This window comes from Stieleria neptunia (genome assembly GCF_007754155.1).
Lineage (GTDB): Bacteria > Planctomycetota > Planctomycetia > Pirellulales > Pirellulaceae > Stieleria > Stieleria neptunia.
The window spans coordinates 2200490-2221360 of record NZ_CP037423.1 but is presented as its reverse complement, the minus strand read 5'-3'; the positions used below and the strand labels follow the sequence as shown (position 1 = coordinate 2221360).

Below are 20871 nucleotides of genomic sequence, written 5' to 3'. Positions count from 1 at the left end.
ATTTACCCTCGATCCCAAACAGTGGGATAGGCTTCCAGCCTGTCATGTGCGAGTCGACAGGCTGGAAGCCTATCCCACATTTCAGGATTGACAGGCTGGAAGCCTATCCCACTTTTTTCGACAATACTGCGTTCAAAAACCCGCACCGACTTTCGTCTCGGATCCAAAACCAAGATGCGTCCCCGGCTGTCGGTCGCCACGTCAAAGACCGCTTCGGCTTGGACGGCGCGAGGGTCTCCCAGTTCCGACTGGGCGACTCCCAACATGCTCGGTCCCGCGACAACGGATCGGAATTCACCGAACTCGCTGTAAACCTTGATCCGCGGAATCCCCTTTTCCGACGTGACGATTTCGCCACCGGGCAAGACCGCGAAATAGCTGGGATTGCAGCAACCGAAGAAGCGGTCGATCGCCGCCCCCGGCTCGCCCCAGCGAACTTCCATGGCACCGTCAAACGTGTAGGTTTCGATTCGCAATGCGCCCGGATTGGCCACGTGCAGCCGGCCTTCGGAACCGATCGCGATGTCAAAATAGGTGTTGGGGACGTTGAAGGTTCGTCCGCCGTCATCCGGTTTTCCGATCACAGACACCAGCTTGCCGGCCAGGTCGAATCGCAACACCACGCGGTTGGCAGCGTCGGCGACGAACACGTCGTTGGCCGCGACGGCGATGGATGCCAGGATCGCGTTGTCGTCGGGCACGCTCCAGGTCCCGACCCGACTGCCGTCGGGTTCGAACACTTCGATCCGGTCGCCGGCACCCACATAGATCCGTCCCGGTGAGACATGTTGGTCGTTGCCGATCGCCACGCAACTCGGTTCTCCATCGGTTCGGATCGTCGCCAGTTCCACACCGTCTTGCGAATAGACGGCGACCGCCTGGTCACCGGCGATGTAAAGCTTGTCCGCGGGCCCGACGCAGATGCCGCGAACCTCGTCCATCTGAACCTTGATTTCTTCCGTCTGGCGGAACTGAATCAAGTCCGAATCGACTTCATAGACACTGGAATAGTCGATCGTGAACGATCCGCGACTGCGTTGGGCCAACGGGTCGCTGCTGACGACGGCATAACTGGCGATGCCGACCGCTATCGCGATCACGGCGGTGACCAGCATTCCACGATGCTCGTTCAAGAATCGCATGCGTCGTTGAACTCCGAATTCAAAGGGGGTTGAGTGGTTGTCGCCATCAATTCGCTCGCAGATCCAGGCACACCATGCGGGTCATGTCGCGGAGGATCAGTCGCCCCGCAACGATCGCCATCGGTCCCCAGGCATCGTGGCCGCCGGAGAGAACCTGGTGCCGGGCCAGTCGCTTGTAACCGGCCGGCGTCGCCTGGGCAGCCGTCAGCGTCGCGTCGTCATCCAGGATCAGCAGCAGGTCGTCGGCGAACAGATAGGGACCGAACCCGAACCGATCGCTGCCGCTGTCCCACACCTCGTTGCCATCAAGGTCGAAGCAGACCATCGTTTTTGCGCCGATCTTTCGAATGCCAAACAAATGACCGTCGCGATAGATCGGTGTCTGTTGCTCGGAACTGAACTGTTTGGGACTGAGTTCAAACAGGCTCTGGGCCTCGATCCCGCTGTCCGTCTCGACCAGTTTCAACATCAACGCTCCCGATCCGTAGCCTCGTGAGAGAAACAGTCGGTCATCGGGCAACACCACCGGTGACGGGCTGGTCGCGTTGATTTCTTTCCAAGCGGTCGTTTCCCAGAGCAACGTTCCGTCATCGGCCGCGACAGCAGCGACACCGCCGCTGGCGCAATAGACATACGTGCGACGTCCCTGGAACTCCATCGGAACGACCGAGACATGCGTCATGTTCCAGCCCCTGGGATTGGGTGATTGCCAAATCACGTCACCCGTCCGGTAATCAATCGCCATCAGCATCGCGTCGCCACAAGGGGCGACGATCAAGCGGTCTTGGTCCACCAGCGGGCATTGGCCGGTGTACCATTCGGGCACGCGGGTTCCGAAATCCCGCTCCAGATCAATCAACCAGTGCGATTTGCCCGTCGCGGCATCCCAACACGCCAGATGACAACGCGGCCCCATCGTGATCACGTAGTCACCGACGATCATCGGCACCGTCCGCGTCATGCCGTGGTGAAACGCCACAACGACGGGATAGCTGTTGCGCCAGAGTTCACGGCCGTCATCGAGTGACAAGCAACGCAGCGTGTCGGCTTCGGCTTCTTCGTCGTAATCCAACACGTAGACTCGCCCGTCGCTGATCGCGGCACCGGCGTAGCCCTCGGCGACTTCGATCGACCACAGCAGCGGCGGGCCTTCGTCAGGCCAGGATCTGGCCAGCGGTGGGCCGCCGGTCGCAATCGAATCGCGGCCCGGCCCGAGGAACCCCGGCCAGCGGCCGGAGATGTCTGACGCCGTTCCGGGCCCGGCGATCGGCTGCCCCGGTTCGGGACGATCCGTCTGGCCGGCGCGGTCGATCGTGCCATCTCGTCCCGCTGTCCGCGGTTCCAGATCGCTCGGCGGACCGGTCGCCAACCAGAACGCCAGCGACACGACTGCGACCGTCGCGGTCAGCGTGGGAAGGATCGCTTCGGGGGCGTGAACTTTCACAATAACTACCTAAACCAAATCAACGATGTCACTTTCCGATGCAATACAGATGCTCTTCCGTGCGGAGAAAGATCTCTCCCTCCGAGAACGCAGGCGTCGCGTTGGTCACCCCGTCCAATTCGTTGCTGGCAACCTGTTCGTACGCTTGCGGGTTGGGTTTCAAAACAACCGTCGTGCCGCGCTGGCTGAGCGCGTACAGGTGCCCGCCGGCCAGCACCATCGACGCCCAATGATCCCTGGCGCGACTCTTCCACAAACTCTCGCCGGTTTCGGCATCCAGGCATTCCAGCGTCCCGGGCCCGGAGTTCGGTCGATAGATGTGACGGCCGACCATGACGCCGGTGCCGACGCTGCTGGGGTTTCGTTTCTCGACGTGCCACAGCCGATTTGATGCGGTGACGTCGCCGGATCCGCCGAGCTTGAATCCCATCGCCGGCCCACGCAGGTCGGCCATGGCAAAACCGATTCCGTCACCGATCAGCGGCGAGGAACTCACCACGTCGTAGTTCGAACCGTTCAATCCGTCGCACCACCAAAGCAGATCACCGCTGTCGAGATCGTAAGCGTTCACCCGCGTGCTCATGGCACAGATGACCTGCGGTTGGCCATCGACATGGGCGACCACCGGTGTGCTCCATGATCCGACGTCGTCCGGGCTCTTGTCGCCGCTGTAGGGTTCGTCGGTTTCCCACAACGTCTTGCCACTGGCCAAGTCAATCGCGGTCACAAAGACGCGTTCCCCCGGCCCCGTTTGCAGCAAGACTTTGTCTTTGTAGAGGATCGGAGACGAGCCGTAGCCCCAGATGTGCTTGAACTCGCCCAGATCGCGTGACCAAAGCGGCTTTCCGGCAAAGTCGTAACAGTGCAGCCCCGCCGAGCCGTGCCAAACGACGACGTGCTCGCCATCGGTAGCCGGTGTGGTGCTGCCGAAGGGATTCTTCGAATGCGTGATGTCTTCACCAAACTCGACCGTGCGCGTCCAGAGCAGCATGCCGTCGTTGCGGTCGATGCACAGCAGGCTGCGTTGGCGACCATCTTCGGTGGCGCTGGCAAGAAAAACACGTCCGCCGGAAACGATCGGACTACCGGCGCCGGGATCGGCCAGATCGATCTTCCACTTGATGTTTTTCTCTGGCCCCCACGTCAACGGATAGTCCTCGCCCACTGCCGTCCCCTTCCCGTCGGGACCGCGGAATTGTGGCCAATCGCCCGCGTTCGCTCCGGGTGCCGCAAAGATCGCTGCCGGCCAGACCACCGCCGCGACGATGACCGCCAAGCCCACCGTCAGTCCACCTCTCAACTTGGTCATCCGCTCGTACTCCTCATGATCCACCGGTTGTGTCTAGCCCCACTGGTTCTTCCCCGCGTCTTTACCGCACGTCGTGTTCCCACAACGCCAAAACTTCGCCTGTGGTGCCACACCGAGCTTGGGCGTGTGCGATGGACGGGGTTTGCCGGGGAAAGGCGATGAACTGGGCCCTTGGCGAGCCGCTGAAAGGCTAAAAAAGATCTCGATGAAAAACGAATTGCCGACCGCCGCATTCATCCTGTGAGACAGTCGGTCACAGGATTTCGGTGCGTTTGACGTCGTCATGCGCCAATACGCCCACCCTCAAGAGGCACGTCGCTGTGAAGCATTTGTGAGCGGTAGGGCGCGAGCCCTCCGGTCTTTCACGCCGAAACCGGACGGCTCGCAGTCTGTCCATTGAATCGGGATCTGCTGAATCAATGGCGAGCCGCTAGCCGTCAGGCCTCGGGCGGGCGCCACGATGCCCGGCCGCTGACGCGGTTCGCGGCTCCATCGCCGCTCATTAATGAAACAAAAACAACGGCAGATGCGACGCTTCGATCAACTTCTGTGTGAACGATCCGAGCAGGAACTCTCGGATCCGTGAGTGGCCACAGGCGCCGGCGACCAACAGCCCCGCGTCCAGTTCGGCCGCGAGACTGAGCAACGCTCGTTCGACTTGGTTCTCCGCCTCGATCGCGTGCAGCTGACAATCTATTCCGTGAAGTTCCAGGAAGTCAAAGGCTGGCTGAGCGATCAAGCGTGCGGATTCGGCCGAAAACGCTGCGGTCGCGACGTGCACCTTTCTGTCACCGCCGATCCCCAGCGCGACGAACGCGAACAGCGCCTGGCCCGCCGAGCGGCTGCCATCATAGGCAACCAGCACGTTGTCTTCCTGGGGCAGTGCAAGGGGCACCGTGATCATCGGGCGTGACGCTTCGTGGAGCAGCTTGCCCAGAATGGTGTTGGCCGACGTTGCCGAATCGAAGGGCGTTTCGCGGCTCAGGATGATCAGATCGGATCGTTGGGCCTCGGTCAAAAGCTGCTCGGCCACGTCACCCTTTTTGCCACAACAATCCGTTTGGATTCCGGCAGCGCTACAGCGCTGTTGGAACGCGTCCAGATTTTGCCTGGCCCGCTCGCGCAGTTGCCGGATCTCTCGTTGACGCTCCGCCTCGGCCGCCTCATCGGCAACGCCGTAGATCGCAAGTTCCGTGTCGTCGTCGTCGACGATGTCGATTCCCACCAATCGGCAACCGTAGCGGTTGGCCAGCTGGATCGAATAATCAACGGCCACGTGACCGTTGGCGGAGCCGCCCACTGCGACCAAAACACGTTGCAAGTTCGAGACTTGATTCATCGAATTTCCCTCATGCCTAAGAGTGGCGAAACGATGCACGTCAACGCAAATTGTGCGCCACGCCGCGACGATGGTGTTCCTCGACAGCGTGAAACGGTCCGATGCGTTCACGCCCGCCGACTGCTCGGTTCTCGACCACGCTGAACTCCCGGCATCCAGGCCAATCGGTTTGACCCAGTGATTTACGGGCTTTTAGCGGTCGAATCACGCAATCATTCGGTTTGGCACGGCAATCGCGTCTCCATGCTGACACTCGCCAAGTGGTGAAGTCCACCGCTTCGAGACAACCTCTTTCAAAACTCGGAGATTGCCATGTTGAGCTGGGCATTAACTTTTTTGATCATCGCGTTGATCGCCGGTGTCCTCGGATTCGGCGTCGTCGCCGGGACCGCAGCGTCCATCGCCAAAATCTTGTTCGTCGTCTTCCTGGTGCTGTTCATCATCGGGCTGGTCATGGGCCGACGTGGGCCGGCCGTCTGACCGCGGGGGCGACCACTGTCGCTGCCCCGTTCCCATTCCCTCACTTTGAGCGGGGACGCGATCGCCGCGTCCTCGAGAAGGCTTCCTTATGAAATCTCTTCAATTCGACGTCCATTTGTTTCTACTCGGCGCAATCATCGCGTTGGCGGCTTGCGCCAGCGGCTGCGAGCAGCAAGAAACGAAGGAGACGATTGTCGACGTCGACACGCCCAACGGCGGCATCGAGATCCATCGCGATGAAAACGGTGGCGATGTCACGGTGAAGGTGGGCGAGTGAGTCGGGTCTGTCTCTCGATCTTTTTTTCGGAGAAACGTGATGCGTGCGATCATTGGTGTAGCAGTCCTGTTACTTGTTCTGGCTTGGGTCGGTTGGGTGCAATTCAGTTCGCCCGACGGTGATCCGACGATGCGTGTGGATGCCGACAAAGTTCGGCAGGACTCCGCCGTGATGGTCGAGAAGTCGAAACAGGTGCTCGATGAGACGGCGGAGAAAGTTGACGCCAGTCTGGATACCGAACCGCTCGAGACCGAACAGTGATCGACGCGGGTCACATTCATCGCGTTTAGCAATTGGGCTCGCTTTGATGGCGAGCGATGTCGGCGGACGGGTGAAACTCTCGAACCCTTTTCATTTGTGGAGATAAATAATGTTCAACCGTTTCTACGCCGTGCTGGCGTTTGGATTCAGTTCGGCTTTTGCCGTTCCACCGGCAATAGCCGTCGAGACAAAGGTCGAAGAGGCAAAGGTCGACGAGAAGCCGAATGAGACGTTGATCGAAGAACTTCAAGGGCGTTGGGAGATTGTCGCCGGTGTCAACCAAGGTCGCCCTTTGACCGAATCTGAAGTTGAAGGGACATATGTCACAATCTCGGTCAACCGGATTGTCACCTATGATCGCGACAACCAACAACGGTTTCGGGCCGTGTTTCGCATCGATTCATCGACGGATCCGGTTCAGATCACGATGACATCGGTTCCCAAACTCGCCAGGCCCAGTCAGATCGACCCGCCTCCCAGACCGGATAAAGCTGTCGCGGAAGGCATCGTCCGATTTGAAAACGAACACCGATGGACACTCTGCTACGCGCTCGACGGTGCCGATCGACCGACAAAATTCAAGTCGCCCCAAGGCAGCAAGAACATGTTGCTGACCCTGGAGCGGAAACCCGGCGATCCGGTTCCGGATGAGATTACAACGATCGAGACCAATTAGTGCGTCGTCAGCTTTCAATCTTCGAACTGCGTACTGAAGACGTTGCGCCGCTGATCGATCACGCAGGGTGAGCGTTCACGGGTAGAATCATGTTTGACGCCATTGACCTCGAGAACCTTCAAGCGATCGCGATCTCGGCCGCCTGCGGTGGGATCCTGGGGATCGAGCGTGAAGTCGCGGGCAAGCCGGCGGGGATTCGCACGCATATTTTTGTCTGCGCCGGGTCGGCTCTGATGATGATCTTGGGGCAAGAGATCGTCAATCAATTCGAGCAGCAGGAAACCAACTCGCTGCTCAAAGCGGACCCGATTCGAATTTTGCAAGCGATCGTTGTCGGCATCAGCTTTCTCGGTGCGGGGACGATTGTGCACCAGAAGGGCGAAGGCGTGGAGGGATTGACGACGGCAGCGACAATCTACTTGACCGCAGGGATTGGCGTCGCGGTTGCCGTCGATCGTACCGGGCTCGCGTTGGCCGTTACCGCATTTGCCATGGCCGTCTTGTTTTTGCTCGGTCAATTGGAACGGCGGATTCAAGCATTCAATGACTCCCAAAACGGCGGCGACGAGGGGAAGTGAGTCTTCGTCACCGCGCCCGGACGATCGCAGCTTTGCGATCAACCGCGATCCTCGCCATGATAGAGGAACGTCCGCCCTTTTCACCTTTCTTCAAATACACCGACCATGACCATTGCCAGCATCAATCCGGCCACCAACCAAACGTTCCAGGAATTCGAGCCGTTGTCTAAGGATGACGTGATCACGGCCATCGACGTTGCCAACACGGCGTACCAAGACTGGCGTCGGGAGACCTTCGCGCAGCGGAAACGCTGTCTACTCAAGTTCGCCGAATTGCTTCGATCGAGCGCCGACGAGTACGCGCGCACGATCACGCTGGACATGGGCAAACGCATTTCTGAAAGCCAATACGAAATCGAGTACTGCGCCAAAATCGCTGAATTCTATGCCCACGGTGCCGAACAGTTTTTGGCCGATCAGCCGATGGATGTTGAGGGCGTGAAGGCCTATATCCATTACGAGCCGCTGGGGATCGTGATGGGGGTGATGCCTTGGAACTTTCCGTTCTACCAGGTCGTCCGCTTTGCCGCCCCCAACATCATGGCCGGCAACACCGTGATGATCAAACACGCCAGCAACGTTCCGCAGTGTGCCGAGACGATCGAGGCGTTGTTTCATCGGAGCGGATTACCACGCGGCGTTTACACCAATCTGTTCATCCCGACGGAGTTTGTCGAAACGATTGTCTCCGACGATCGCGTACGAGGTATCTCGCTGACCGGCAGCGAACCGGCCGGTGCGGCGGTCGCGGCACTGGCCGGCAAACACCTCAAACGCAGCGTGCTTGAGTTAGGCGGCAACGATCCCTTTGTCGTGCTCGAAGACGCTGACATGGCGGAGGTGATTCCCCAGGCCGTGAAGGGACGGATGGTCAACGCCGGGCAATCGTGTGTCGCATCAAAGCGATTCATCGTCGTCGAAGCCGTCGCCGAGGAATTTTTGACGGGATTCAAAGAACAGCTGTCTGCGCTCCAGATGGGTGATCCATTGGATGAAGAGACAACCTTGGCGCCGCTGTCCAGCGAGAGCGCGGCCGTGCAGCTGCAAAACCAAGTTCAAGCGTCCATCGACGCCGGCGCAACCGTGCGACTGGGAGGCGATCGGCCGGATCGCGAGGGAGCCTATTTCAATCCGACCCTGCTGACCGACGTCACCCCCGACATGCCCACGTTCGACCAAGAACTGTTCGGCCCGGTCGCGACCGTGTATGTCGTCGAAGACGAGGCCGCGGCGATCGAGTTGGCCAATCAATCCTCCTACGGTCTCGGCGGCAGCGTTTTCACCGCCGACATCGAGCGTGGCCGTCGCGTCGCCGAACAGATCGAATCCGGGATGGTCTTCGTCAATCAACCGACTCGCTCGCAAGCGGAACTGCCGTTCGGCGGTATCAAGAATTCTGGCTACGGCCGCGAACTGTCTCACCTGGGCATTCTTGAATTCGTCAACAAGAAACTGATCCACCTCGGTGCTGTTTGAAATGCCACCGCAAGCAAAAAAGGTTTCAGGCGTGAATGTCACGCACCACTCGATAACAGGAATCTGCGATGTCAACTGACGCTTCTCAACCAACTCAATCAAAACAAATCGAACTCGTCTCGCGTCCCGACGGCATCCCGTCGCCGTCCAATTTCCGTATGGAATCGGTGGAACTTTCTCCGATCGCCGACGGAGAGTTTCTGGTCAAGAACCAGTGGATGTCGGTCGATCCGTACATGCGCGGCCGGATGAAAGAAGGCGACAGCTACGTGCCGGCCTTTAAAATCGACGAGCCGCTTGAGGGTGGATGCATCGGACAGGTCGTCGAGTCGCGGCACAAGGACTATCAAAAGGGCGACATGGTCCTGGGCAACCTCGGCTGGCGTGAATACTGGAAATCCAACGGCCAAGGGGTCACGGTGGTCGACCCGGAACTCGCGCCCGTGCAGGCGTATCTCGGTGCACTCGGCATGACGGGGATGACCGCCTGGGTCGGGTTGAACAAGATCGCCGAACTGCAATCCGGCAGTACCGTGTTTGTCTCTGCCGCATCCGGGGCCGTCGGTTCCATCGTTTGCCAACTCGCCAAGGCCAAGGACTGCCACGTGATCGGCAGCGCGGGCAAACCCGAAAAGATCGACTGGCTGCGGGACAAGGCGGGTATCGATGCGGTCATCAACTACAAGCAGACCGACGACCTGGCCGGAGAACTCGCCCGCTTGGCACCCAACGGCATCGACGTCTACTTCGACAATGTCGGCAGCGATCACTTGGAAGCGGCGCTCGACGTCATGAACGATTTCGGATGCTGTGTCGAATGCGGCATGATCGCGACCTACAACGCTACCGACCCACCCGCAGCACCACGGAACCTGTTCAAGGTCATCGCCAAACGAATCCGCATGCAGGGTTTCATCGTGATGGATCACATGGACGCCCGTCAGCAATTCATCCAAGAGATGGCACCGTTGGTGAAAGCCGGCAAGGTGGTTTGGGAGGAGACGATCACCGAGGGATTGGAACACGCACCCGAAGCGTTCATCGGCCTGTTTGACGGCGACAACCTGGGCAAGCAACTGGTTCGGATTTCAGGGGATTCGGCATAAGCGGCCGTCGTACGGGAGCCCGATGAATCAACTCGAAACCCGACTAACGCTCGGGCGTGAAACTCGTTTGTTACCGCTCGGCTCACCGACGTTATCCGCTCCATCGACCGTCTTGCAATGACGAAGGCACATCATTTTGAGGCGTGATTGTTGTCGGGTTTCACCGCTTGGGTAACACGTCTCGCCTTCGGGTCTTCTCTGCTCGTATGCGTCACTGTGGATTGGAATCCCCCTCACCCCCGGCCCCTCTCCCCCAACACTCTGGCTCGCTTAGGCTCGCCAGAGTGTTGGGGGAGAGGGGAGCCAGAATCTTTATCTGACTGTGAAACCGCCGCTTCAGTTGGTGTCGCTTCCGGCAGATCGCTGTACGACGTCCTTTCCAGGTCGTCGCCCGGAAAGTCCGAAGGACGACAGCCCGGAAGGGCCGTCGTCCTTGCGAGTCGCGGTCCCGGAATTCGCGACACCCACGTTTCTGCTACTGTGCCGTTCGGCCGGCGGTCAGCAACGTGAGTGGTTCGGCACGCCCGATCTTGATCGCGGGCCAGAGCCCGGCCAACAGGCACAGGACGATGGTCAATGCGAATCCGACCGACAGTTGACTCCACGGGATGATGAACGTCGGCGGACCGGCGAACCAGCGTCCGTACTGCGCCATGCCGACCCCACACCAACCGGCGATCAAGCCGAACAGTAAACTCAGGACAACCGCGGCGATCCCGATCAGCACCGATTCGGCGACCACCAACCGGACCAACTGGCTACGTGTCACGCCGATCGAGCGCATCACGCCAAACTCCCAAGTCCGCGATCGGACCGATGCGATCATCGTGTTTGCGATCGCCAGGGACATGACGGCTAGCGTGATCAACGGCAAAAGACTCATGCCCCAAATCATGTCATCGGCACGCATTCGAATCGCTTTGCGGACGTTTTCGGTCGCCGTTGCCCGTGCAAAGGGACGGTAGGCGGTGACTTCACCCATGCCGTCGGCCGTAAAGGTCGTGCCCGCGTCACGCTCGGCGATCGATTGCAATTGCGATTCGACCGCGGCCAGGTCTGCGTGATCGTCCAAGTTCAACCAGTAAAACTCGTTGCGGTGCAGGTGAAAATCACGACGCACCTGCTCGCGGCCGGCCATGACCATCGTCGCGGTGCGAACAAAGTGACGTCGCACGCCGGAAAATTTCGTGACCCAGTGCCAACCCGGTAGCGACACCACCGCGGCGATGCGATAGGTCACTCGTTCGTGCTCGGCTGCCGGTGGGGTGAAATGGAGTTCATCGCCGATGCCAAGGCCGGTGCTGATCTGAAAGTCCTGCGAGATCAAACAGCCGCGGCCGTCGGCGAGTTGCTCGGCCGCGGATTGACGATCGCCGTCGACAAACCGCAAGTTTAAAAACGGATCGTCGTCGGTTAACGCGGGGGCTGGATCAAGGCCGAAGATCACGGCGTTGTCGTATTTCAGGCGAGTCGGTTCAGCATCACCGTCCCAAGCGAATCGAGCTTGTTCGACCGACAGTGGCAGCACCTGGTCGGACCGGACACCCTCGACCTGCTTCACCCGCGCCAGACCGGTTTCGTCCAGACCGATGGGATGAAAGGCCACCAGCATGTCCGGCAGCCAGCGGCCCGGCGTGAACGGTTGCAGCATGGAGTAGCCCCACGTCTGGGTCGAGGTGTACAGCCCCAATCCGACCGACAACGCCAGTGTCGCGCCGACCGTTCGCCAAAGGTTGCTCGAGAGCGGAACCTGCATTGTTCTCCGATCCAATCGCAGCAGTCCTGTCACCATCGGTCCGAACGTCTGCTCGCACAGGATCACGACGGTCGGTGCGATCAGGATCGTGCCGAACAACAACATCGGGTAGGCCACAAACGCGTAGCAGGCCGTCCGCCACGTGTCGGGCATCGGCAACGCAAACACCAGGATCGGGGTCGCGGCCATCATCAGCAGCCCAACGCCCGCGAACGTCGTCCGATGCAAGCGACGCGGCGAGGGTGTGCGAGCCGACATGGCATCGATCGGCTGGATCCGCATGGCCCGCCACGCCGGCAGGATTGCGGCGCCGAGCGATCCCACGACCACCGTCAGCCCGGTCAACACGACACAGCCCCAGCCGAGGACCGGGCTGGATCCAAACAGGCCCGTCATCACGTGGCTGCCGAGCAGCACCAGCGCCCAACCGGTGGCCAAACCGCCGAGCCATCCGATCAGTGCAAGCAGGACACTTTCCATCGCGATGATGCCGGCGATCTGCGCCCGCGTGAGCGCGACCGCGCGGAGCATCGCAAGCTCACGCGCCCGTTCGCTGACCCCCATGCTGAGCGTCGAAAAGATGATGAAGACGGCAGCCAGGGAGGCCATCCCGGTCGCCGCCCAGGCTTGGGAACGCTGCTGGGAAACCGAGCGGCTCGATTCCAGCCCGCCCCGAACGGCGGCAAAGTCGATCAGCTTCAGCGGCGGCTGGTTCGACGCGAGTTGTGATTGCCAAGCGTCACGAAAGGCGTCGACGGTGACGGTGTCGCGAACCGCGAGTTGCAACACCTGTGGTTTTGACGGGTCCCCGTTGATCATCGCGGCAACCTGCGGACGCACGTAAACCGCGTTGGTCGCCACGCCTTGCACGAAGTTGCTGGGCAGTCCCAGCTGTGTCTTTGAGCCTCCGCTGGTTGTTGGTTCGGGCGGGTTCGGATTGGGGCGACCGCCAGGACCAGCGCCCGATCGGACCTGCTGTGCGAGTACCGGGGCTTGCGGAGCTTGGTCGACCAGACCAACGACCCGTAACCGGACTTGATTGGCCAGCGTTGTCAGTTGCAGCGTATCTCCCACGGCGATGTCGTTCTCGCTGGCGTAACCGATCCCGACGACGACTTCCCTCGCGTCCGCATCCGTACCGAGCCACGCCCCATCAACGAGTTCGTAAGGCTCATCGATCGCCGGGGTGCTGACCAGGGTGGGATCTAGCGGTGGCGCGCCATTGACCGGCGGACGCGAACCGACCAGTAAATCGATCGATGATTCCGAATCCTCCGCGTCGGAGTCACCCGTCACGTTCGTGACCGTGACCCGCGATTGGCTGATCGGGTTGAGTTCCAAGACGGCCAACGTCTGGACACACTTTCCGATCGCCAATTGACTCTCTTTCGTCGACGACGCGTCGGGCTGGTGTTTCAAGACTTTAACCTGATCCCCTCGCTGACCGCCTACGACAATGTCCTGTTTCCCCTGCATGCCGCCGGGATCCCGCAACGCGACGACACGGAGCTCGACGCGCTGGCAACGCAATTGGGAATTCGCGATCGGTTGAACCACCGACCGGATTCGCTCAGCGGTGGCGAGCGGCAGCGCATCGCGATCGCTCGTGCATTGATCGCGAACCCGGCGATCGTGTTTGCCGATGAACCGACGGGCAGTTTGGATTCGCAGACCGGACAAACCCTCTGCAAACAGTTGCGCGACCTGTGCGACCAGCAACAGCGGACGATCGTGGTCGTCACGCATGAGCCCAGCGTCGCGGCCTGGGCCGACAAAATTGTTGTGCTGAAGGACGGCTGTGTGGTGCAGCAATTCGCGGCGAGCGAATGCCACGACGCCCAGACCTTGGCCGCCCACTACCAGCACGCCATCGGCACCAGCCCGGCGGAGGCCGCGGGCGCCCAATGCCACTTGCCTTGGCTCTCAAGGTGTTAGCGGAACGGCGCGAGCGGGGTGTCGATTTTGTCGGGATCTGATGAGTCAATGGTGAGCCGCTGGCCGTAAGGCCTCGGGCAGCGTCGCAGTGCCCGGCCGCTTACGCGTCGCGGCTCACAAAATCGACAGCCCGCGAGCCGTCCGGTCGCGCTTCAAAAACACCGTGAACGACCGGAGCGCTCGCGCCCTACCGCTCACCAAAAACACCCCGCTTGGCGTCAAAGTCGATGGCATTGGGCGGCCGGGAGGCGGCGGGCAAGAAAAACTGAACCATCCCCCTTGAACATCCCTGGATCATTCGCCATCCTACTGCAACTGATTCTCAATAGCAGTACTGTTCGACAACGAAGCAAGCCACGGGCTTTTCCTCGCCCTCTAGCCAGCCACGTTCGATCGGTCCCCGGCAAACGCGTGTCGCCACGGTGGCGGTTTCGACGTGTGGTCCGGGGTTGATCCATCCTTTCGTGTGCCCTCGGCTGGAGAAATTTGATGTCCCGTTTGCCCGTTTGTCCGACCGCTTCCCGCAGCGGTTTCCCCGCTCCGATCGCCTTCCGACCGGACGCGGCGCCACCCCATCGCGTCGGCCGCCGCGGTTTCACGCTGGTCGAACTGCTGGTCGTGATCGCGATCATCGGCATCCTGGTCGGCCTGCTGCTGCCCGCGGTCCAAGCCGCCCGTGAAGCCGCCCGCTCGATGCAGTGCAGCAACAATCTGAAGCAGATCGGATTGGCGCTGCACAACTATGCCTCGGCCTACAACGAAGCGTTCCCCAACAACGGTTACCCCTGGCCGAACGGTTATCCGAACGACTACTCGCCGCACGCCAAGCTGCTGCCGTTCATCGAACAGGCGCAGCTTCAAGATCTGATCGACTTTGACATCTACATGGGCCATCCCGCGTTCCAGGATCTGCCAGAGCGGCTTCATGACGCCGCCGGAACACGGATCCCGACCTACGAATGCCCCAGTGATGTCGGTGCGGAATTGCACGCTTTGGACCTGCCGTCGGGAGCCTCGATTCAAATCGCCGGTACCAGTTATGCCATGAACCAAGGCAGCGGGACGGACGGGGTGTTTCATCCGGGCAATGGGGTCAAGTCCGATGGCCTGTGCTGGGTCGGCGCGAAGGTCAAGTTCCGCGACATCCTGGATGGAACGAGCCACACGATTGTCTTTGCCGAAACGACGATCGGGCTGGGCATCGGTATCGCCACGCCGACACCGAAGATGGACGTCCGCGGCTACCGCGCGTCTCCGACGTCCCTTGACCAGACCGTGATCGATGCGGTTGAGACGGGCGACTACTCAGTCGTTGAACCGTTTGTCACCCAGTGGACGGGGAACCGCAATCACTATTGGCTTCGCGGCAGCGTGCCCAATGGCCCGGTGATGAACGGATTCCTGACGCCCAACAGCAACATTCCCGATCTGCATTACGGTTCGTCCAAGGTGACCGGGCCGCGCAGTTACCACACCGGATTTGCACAAGTGTTGATGGCCGACGGTAGCGTGCGAAACGTCACCGACTCGGTCGACCGTGAACTCTGGCACGCCAGCTGGACGCGGATGGGACGCGAAGTCAAAACCATCTCGTCGCTGTAATTTGACCGGCCCACGTTCACCACAGTGGAGTTGTCAAGTGTGACCCACAGCCCCGACACCGCATCGCAAACCACGACGATGGCCAAGCCCGGTTTTCGCGCCGTTTGGATGCGCAGTATCGTCGCCTGGCATTGGATCAGTTCGGCGATCTGCCTGGTCGGGATGTTGGCGTTTGCGATCACCGGGATCACGCTCAATCACGCCTCACAGATCGAATCGCAGCCGGTCACCGAAAGCCTGACCGCCCAGTTGCCCGACGACCTGCACGCGCTCGTCACGGAGCCACAAGCCGACGATTCGGCGCCCTTGCCCGAAGCGGTCGCCGAGTGGTTGAACGTTCAATTCCCCAGACCGGTCGGTTCACGAAACGCGGAATGGTCGGCGGACGAGATCTATGTGTCAATGCCCGGCCCCGGCAGCGACGCGTGGATGGCGATCGACCGTGAACGCGGCGCGGTCGAGTTCGAATGGACCCGTCGCGGATGGGTTTCGTTTGCCAATGACTTGCACAAGGGGCGGAACACCGGCGCCGTGTGGAAAGGTTTTCTTGACCTGTTTGCCTTGGCAACGCTGGTGTTTTGTCTGACCGGATTGTTGCTGCTTTACGAGCACGCCAGACGACGGCGGATGACGTGGCCCCTGGTCGGGCTGGGCGTCGTCATTCCCTTGTTGTTGGTGTTGTTGTTGATTCACTGAGTGATTGCTCTACATCCTGCTCCCTTTCCTGCACCAAAATCAAAGTCCAACCATGCAACTCAATCGCATCGCACCACTGCTCTTGCTTGCGCTCGGCGGCATCGCGGCCGCACCGGCCGAAGACTTGCAAGTGAGCGTCGAAATCCCACGTCTAAACGTTTCCGAATACCACCGGCCTTACGTGGCAGTTTGGATTCAAGACAAAGACCGCACGTGCGTCGCCAACCTGTCCGTCTGGTACCAGATGCGTAGCTCGGCCGAAGGCGCCGGCACGAAGTGGTTGCCGGACCTGCGGCAATGGTGGCGGCGATCGGGGCGCCGGCTGAACATGCCCGTCGATGGCGTTTCCGGCGCCACTCGGCCGGCGGGAAAACACACCTTGACGTTCGCGTCCGACGACCCGCGTCTGGCCGACTTGAAACCGGGCCGGTACAGCCTGGTGGTCGAAGCGTCGCGCGAAGTGGGAGGGCGAGAGCTGGTCGAAATCCCCTTCGCTTGGCCGGCGGAATCGTCAACGACAAAACGAGCCGAGGGCAGCGAAGAACTCGGCGAAGTCACGTTCACGCTCAAGCCGTCGTCCTAAATCCATTCCACTCCCTTCACGAACCGACTCGGAGATTTCCATGAAACGTTTCATCCTGTCTGCTTGCCTGCTGGCCCTCGCACTTCCCGCAACGAGCTTCGCCCATAAAGTCTGGCTGCGACCTTCGCAGACGGTGTTTTCCGGGCCAGAGCCCTGGGTCACGGTCGATGCCGCCGTTTCGAACGACCTGTTCTACTTCAACCATTTTCCGCTTCGCCTGGACGGACTGGAAATCGTCGCGCCCGATGGCAACACGGTAGAAGCGCAGAATCAGTCGGTCGGCAAGTACCGCAGCGTGTTTGATCTGCCGTTGACCCAACAGGGCACCTACCGCATCGCCGTCGTCCATCGCGGCGCCTTCGCGAGCTTTGAATCCGAGGGCCAGCGGCGCCGCTGGCGGGGCAGTGCCGAAGCACTCCAAACCGAGATCCCCGCGGGCGCCACCAACGTGCGGGTGACCGAAAGCCTCGGTCGCGTCGAAACGTTCGTCACCAACGGGGCGCCGACGCTGGAGTCACTTGAGCCCACCGGGGAGGGAATTGAATTGATTCCGTTGACGCATCCCAACGACCTCTACTCCGGCGAAACGGCCAAGTTCCGCTTCCTGGTCAACGGCAAGCCGGTGCCAGAAATGGAAATCAGCGTCGTGCGAGGCGAAACCCGCTATCGAAATTCGCAAGACGAGCTCCACGTGGTGACCGACGGCAATGGCGAGTTTTCCGTCACCTGGCCTGAACCCGGCATGTACTGGTTGCAAACCAGCGCTGAAGACAAGCAAACGAAGATCCCCGAAGCCCAGAGCCGTCGCATGAGCTACGCCGGAACCCTCGAAGTCTTGCCGCAATAAAGGTCGGCGGAACGCTCCCAAACCCCGATGACCGATCACGAAAAACACTCGCGATTCTCCCCCCGGCTGGCCAACGCATTCGTGCTCACGGCCCTCGCCATCGTTTCGGCCCTGCTGCTCCGTTGGACAGCGGGGCCCTGGTGGATCGCGACGCCACGTCCCGGGCGTTGGTGGGCGGCGGCTCTCGTGCTGATGTCCTATGTGGGACTCTGTCGATGGTCGTTTCAGCATGGCCGACCGAAGCAGCGATCACTTCCCGACGCGCCCCAATCCGAGGCGTCGATCTTGGTGATCTACGCCAGTCAAACCGGTGTCGCCGAGGAACTCGCCGGACAAACGTCCGAGCTGTTGCGTCGGTCGGGACGATCGGTCGACGTTGCCTGTATCGATTCGCTGGATGGCAAACGTTTGCAGCAAAGCCGTTGCGCATTGTTCATCGCCAGCACCGCCGGAGAAGGCGATCCGCCCGACCATGCGATCGAATTCGCCGAGACGGTGATGAATGATCGCGTCGACTTGGCGACGCTGAAGTACGCCGTGTTGGCCCTCGGCGACAGCAGCTACGACGAGTATTGCGCGTTCGGACGACGGTTGGATCGATGGCTGGAAGCAAACGCCGCGGCCTCGCTGTTCGATCGCATCGATGTGGATGATGCGGATCCCATCGCACTCGACCGCTGGCAGTCGCAGATCCTATCCATCGACGCACCCACGTGGGGTAAGCTTCCAACTTGCCATTAGTGCGCAGTCGCAAGCTGGAAGCTTACGCCACGTTAGGCGTCGTAGCGGACCAGGTACCAGCCGCTTCCGATGGCGGTGGCGGTGCGCAGTTGGTGGGGATCGGCCAGTCCGCCGACGAAGGAGATCGGACGACTGTGCGGCGGATGCCACTCCGCCCAATCACCACCGTCGGTCCCGGTCAGCTGCAACTTGATCGCGCCATCGTCACAGCGTTCGATCGCGCTGACATACACGTGCTGACTGGCCAAGGCAGGCGATTGCAACAGAACCAGTGTGGTCGGGCGTCCGAACGGGTAGGCCATAAACGGTCCCGTCGCCGGCAACTCGCCGTCACGTTCGGGCCACTGATTCCGCAACGGTGCGACGATCGCTTCCAGCTCGTCAATCCGCCAAGCGAATCGCACCCGTTTGCCTTGCCAGGCGATCGACTCGTGGTGAATCACCAATCCGCACCAGAGCGCGATCACGGTGGTGATCGCCAGCAACCGACGGAGCGAACTCTGTCGCAATCCGACACGCCAACGCTGTGTCCGCGTCATCAGCACCGCCGCCAAACTGGTCGCCGCGATGACGACCAGCGACGCCAAGCCGCCCCAACGAATCCAACCCACCGCCTCGGCCGGTCCGGCCCAGGCATATCGCTGCACCATCGTCGGGAACAACGGATCCATCGCCGCCCAGATGATCATCGTGATCAGTGTCGAAATGTGGATCGTCCAGATTCGCTTCAGTCGCATCCGAATCACCTACTTGCAGTACGAAAGCGCCATCAAGGCAAAACTGGTTGCAAGGTTCTTGTCGTTTTCGAACCAGCGTTGATTGCTGTTGCTCCACGAGCCGTCTTCGTTTTGGCGCTGGGCCAGCTCGGAGACGAGGTCGGCTTTCCAATCGTGCCGGGTACCGTCGGCGTCGTCGATGGTTTTTAGTCCGGCGGCGTTGAGTGCGGCGGCGAAGGTGTGGTAGTAGTAGTACAGCCCCGCGGACCCCATGCCGGGGTTGCTTTCCACGCTGTAGTGATCCCGGATCCACTTGAGCGCCGCTTTCACGCGTGGGTCCTCCTGTGTCAGCCCGGCAAAGATCATGCTCTTCAGGCCGGTGTAGCCCATCGATCCGTAGCTGCGCAGACCGCCGTTGGGCGTGTAGCGTTCCTCCGACGTGCTGGGGTCAATCTTGGTCGTCGGGATTTCGTAGTAAAACCCGCCGTCATCGACCTTGGCCGCAAACGCGGTGTCGTTGTACTTGCTGTCCAGGTTTTGGCAGCGCGAGACGAACGCCAACGCGCGCTCAATCGCCGGGTCGTCCGGGCCGGCTTCGGCCGCCCGCAGCGCTTCGATCATGTAAGCGGTATTGGACAGATCGGGCCGGCCGGCGCCACCGTATCCGACGCCGCCGTACCAGGGATCCGATGGGTCACGCTGACCTTCGCCATATTGAATGCCGGTGACAAAGTCCTTGGCCCGTTTGAGGGTCTCGTTGTACTTGCCCGATGCGTTGGCTTCGGCAAAGCACACCATCGCCACACAGGTTTCGTAGTTCTTCAATCGTCCGTTGCCATAGATCCCGCCATCGGGTTTGACGTAGCTCTCCAGCGCTTTCAAACCCTCCGCGACCATCGGATCATCGATCTTTTTTCCGTTCCGCAGCGCCGACGTGATCGCCAGCGCCGTCACACCGGGGCCGACACGATCGGAGAATGTTCCCGCAGCCGATTGACCTTCCTGGGCCAAAAACGCCAGTCCCTTGTCCACGATCTCCCGGCGCTGCCTTTCCGTTTTCGTGACCGCTTTGTCTTGCGTTGTCTCGTTTTCCGACGCGAACACAGTGTCTCCCGAAAGCACAGTGCCTCCCGAAAGCACCGGCCCGCCCAACAAGGCGAGTGTCAGCAGGGGGACAAAAATCCGTCGCGGGCGGTGGAAATTCCATCGTCGATTCATTGTGGGCTCCGTTGAGTCTCGTGATTTGCAGTGTTTCAGGCCGAAGGCACTTCGGCCGGGAGATACTTTGCAAGTCCGGTGCCAGTGTCACTGGCTTGGGACACAGGAGCGCAATTCCGTCGGCATCAAATAAAGAAGTCACCCTCCCGTGTGGAGGTCGTGCAGTTTTTAAAGCAACCCTCCTGGCAGGAGGGTCGAGCGAAGCGAGGGGAGGTCGAACGGTGAATCGCGGCGTTCACTTCACTCTTGATGGGCGCCCCCAAGCAATGACGCAAACCCTCTCCTCGCCACGCTCGACTCTCCCGAGGGGAGAGCGACGAAAACCCGTTGTTAGCAGCCACTTAAAAACTGCATGACCTCTGTGCGGGAGGGGCGAGCGTTCGTCGCAGAGTTATTCCGAGCCGCCGGCCCTCTCTGGCGTTTGCTTGCTGCGCAAACGCCGTCTCTCCCAGAGGGAGAGAATCTTGTTTCCGATCTTCCTGGCACTTTTGGGAACGCGTGTTATCGGACAAAGCACGTCGCCGGCGGTGACGATCGAAGCGTTGCAAACACGCATTGCGGCGACCCCGAAAACCCACCCGCGGTTGATCGCCGATGCGGCGCAGTTTGAATCGTTGCGGGCGTCCCTGGGTGATTCGTCGTCGACGCGAGATGTGCTGGCCCAAGCCGTCATTCGTCACGCCGATCCC

General features: G+C 60.6%; 20 protein-coding genes. 13 read left to right on the top strand and 7 right to left on the bottom strand.

Going from position 1 to position 20871, the window contains the following annotated elements:
- Positions 1 to 2: 2 nt before the first annotated feature.
- The 4 genes from Enr13x_RS07705 to Enr13x_RS07690 all read right to left on the bottom strand — a co-directional run bounded on the left by Enr13x_RS07705 (position 3) and on the right by Enr13x_RS07690 (position 5234).
- Complete coding sequence (locus Enr13x_RS07705; protein ID WP_145385480.1) at positions 3 to 1142, bottom strand: NHL repeat-containing protein; 1140 nt, start codon at positions 1140 to 1142, stop codon at positions 3 to 5.
- Between the two features lie 46 nt (positions 1143 to 1188).
- Positions 1189 to 2586 (bottom strand): outer membrane protein assembly factor BamB family protein, encoded by a 1398-nt coding sequence (locus Enr13x_RS07700; RefSeq protein ID WP_145385478.1) that lies wholly within the window; start codon positions 2584 to 2586, stop codon positions 1189 to 1191.
- Between the two features lie 28 nt (positions 2587 to 2614).
- Complete coding sequence (locus Enr13x_RS07695; RefSeq protein ID WP_145385477.1) at positions 2615 to 3895, bottom strand: outer membrane protein assembly factor BamB family protein; 1281 nt, start codon at positions 3893 to 3895, stop codon at positions 2615 to 2617.
- A 502-nt stretch (positions 3896 to 4397) separates the two neighbouring features.
- The gene (locus Enr13x_RS07690; RefSeq protein WP_145385475.1) at positions 4398 to 5234 is read right to left on the bottom strand and encodes a universal stress protein; all 837 of its coding nucleotides are present in this window, start codon (positions 5232 to 5234) and stop codon (positions 4398 to 4400) included.
- Between the two features lie 312 nt (positions 5235 to 5546).
- Between Enr13x_RS07690 and Enr13x_RS07685 the strand changes: the two genes are divergently transcribed.
- The 7 genes from Enr13x_RS07685 to Enr13x_RS07655 all read left to right on the top strand — a co-directional run bounded on the left by Enr13x_RS07685 (position 5547) and on the right by Enr13x_RS07655 (position 10088).
- Positions 5547 to 5714: a DUF1328 domain-containing protein gene (locus tag Enr13x_RS07685; protein ID WP_145385473.1), complete on the top strand. Its 168-nt coding sequence runs from the start codon at positions 5547 to 5549 to the stop codon at positions 5712 to 5714.
- Between the two features lie 88 nt (positions 5715 to 5802).
- Positions 5803 to 5991, top strand: a complete 189-nt coding sequence (locus Enr13x_RS07680; RefSeq protein ID WP_145385472.1) for a hypothetical protein — start codon at positions 5803 to 5805, stop codon at positions 5989 to 5991.
- Positions 5992 to 6030: 39 nt separating this feature from the next.
- Positions 6031 to 6252, top strand: a complete 222-nt coding sequence (locus Enr13x_RS07675; RefSeq protein WP_145385470.1) for a hypothetical protein — start codon at positions 6031 to 6033, stop codon at positions 6250 to 6252.
- Positions 6253 to 6361: 109 nt separating this feature from the next.
- Positions 6362 to 6928, top strand: a complete 567-nt coding sequence (locus tag Enr13x_RS07670) for a TIGR03067 domain-containing protein (protein WP_145385468.1) — start codon at positions 6362 to 6364, stop codon at positions 6926 to 6928.
- A gap of 89 nt (positions 6929 to 7017) precedes the next feature.
- On the top strand, positions 7018 to 7506 hold the full coding sequence (locus Enr13x_RS07665; RefSeq protein ID WP_145385467.1) for an MgtC/SapB family protein: 489 nt from the start codon (positions 7018 to 7020) through the stop codon (positions 7504 to 7506).
- A 105-nt stretch (positions 7507 to 7611) separates the two neighbouring features.
- Complete coding sequence (locus Enr13x_RS07660) at positions 7612 to 8982, top strand: NAD-dependent succinate-semialdehyde dehydrogenase (protein WP_145385466.1); 1371 nt, start codon at positions 7612 to 7614, stop codon at positions 8980 to 8982.
- Positions 8983 to 9050: 68 nt separating this feature from the next.
- Positions 9051 to 10088, top strand: a complete 1038-nt coding sequence (locus Enr13x_RS07655; protein WP_145385465.1) for an NADP-dependent oxidoreductase — start codon at positions 9051 to 9053, stop codon at positions 10086 to 10088.
- Positions 10089 to 10563: 475 nt separating this feature from the next.
- Here the strand turns inward: Enr13x_RS07655 and Enr13x_RS07650 are convergent, their stop codons facing one another.
- Entirely contained in the window at positions 10564 to 13263 is a 2700-nt protein-coding gene (locus tag Enr13x_RS07650) for an FtsX-like permease family protein (RefSeq protein ID WP_231744151.1), read from the bottom strand.
- On the opposite strand from Enr13x_RS07650, the gene Enr13x_RS07645 reads away from it, so the two are divergent.
- The 6 genes from Enr13x_RS07645 to Enr13x_RS07620 all read left to right on the top strand — a co-directional run bounded on the left by Enr13x_RS07645 (position 13162) and on the right by Enr13x_RS07620 (position 18248).
- Positions 13162 to 13779: an ABC transporter ATP-binding protein gene (locus tag Enr13x_RS07645; protein ID WP_390621063.1), complete on the top strand. Its 618-nt coding sequence runs from the start codon at positions 13162 to 13164 to the stop codon at positions 13777 to 13779. The two genes, Enr13x_RS07650 and Enr13x_RS07645, sit on opposite strands and share 102 nt — an antisense overlap.
- Positions 13780 to 14268: 489 nt before the next feature.
- A complete protein-coding gene (locus Enr13x_RS07640) occupies positions 14269 to 15381 on the top strand; it encodes a DUF1559 domain-containing protein (RefSeq protein WP_145385460.1) in 1113 nt (370 codons plus the stop codon).
- 78 nt (positions 15382 to 15459) lie between these two features.
- Positions 15460 to 16077 carry a PepSY-associated TM helix domain-containing protein gene (locus Enr13x_RS07635; RefSeq protein ID WP_145392173.1) on the top strand — a complete coding sequence of 206 codons (618 nt, stop codon included), beginning with the start codon at positions 15460 to 15462 and terminating at the stop codon, positions 16075 to 16077.
- Positions 16078 to 16129: 52 nt separating this feature from the next.
- Positions 16130 to 16660, top strand: coding sequence for a DUF2271 domain-containing protein (locus Enr13x_RS07630; RefSeq protein ID WP_145385458.1), 531 nt, complete (start codon positions 16130 to 16132; stop codon positions 16658 to 16660).
- Positions 16661 to 16700: 40 nt separating this feature from the next.
- Positions 16701 to 17507: a DUF4198 domain-containing protein gene (locus Enr13x_RS07625; protein WP_145385457.1), complete on the top strand. Its 807-nt coding sequence runs from the start codon at positions 16701 to 16703 to the stop codon at positions 17505 to 17507.
- A 27-nt stretch (positions 17508 to 17534) separates the two neighbouring features.
- Positions 17535 to 18248, top strand: coding sequence for a flavodoxin domain-containing protein (locus Enr13x_RS07620; RefSeq protein ID WP_145385456.1), 714 nt, complete (start codon positions 17535 to 17537; stop codon positions 18246 to 18248).
- A 32-nt stretch (positions 18249 to 18280) separates the two neighbouring features.
- On the opposite strand, the gene Enr13x_RS07615 is transcribed toward Enr13x_RS07620, so the two are convergent.
- Together Enr13x_RS07615 and Enr13x_RS07610 are read right to left on the bottom strand one after the other, a co-directional pair.
- A complete protein-coding gene (locus Enr13x_RS07615; protein WP_145385455.1) occupies positions 18281 to 18985 on the bottom strand; it encodes a hypothetical protein in 705 nt (234 codons plus the stop codon).
- A 9-nt stretch (positions 18986 to 18994) separates the two neighbouring features.
- Positions 18995 to 20182: a prenyltransferase/squalene oxidase repeat-containing protein gene (locus Enr13x_RS07610; protein ID WP_145385453.1), complete on the bottom strand. Its 1188-nt coding sequence runs from the start codon at positions 20180 to 20182 to the stop codon at positions 18995 to 18997.
- Positions 20183 to 20871: the final 689 nt, after the last annotated feature.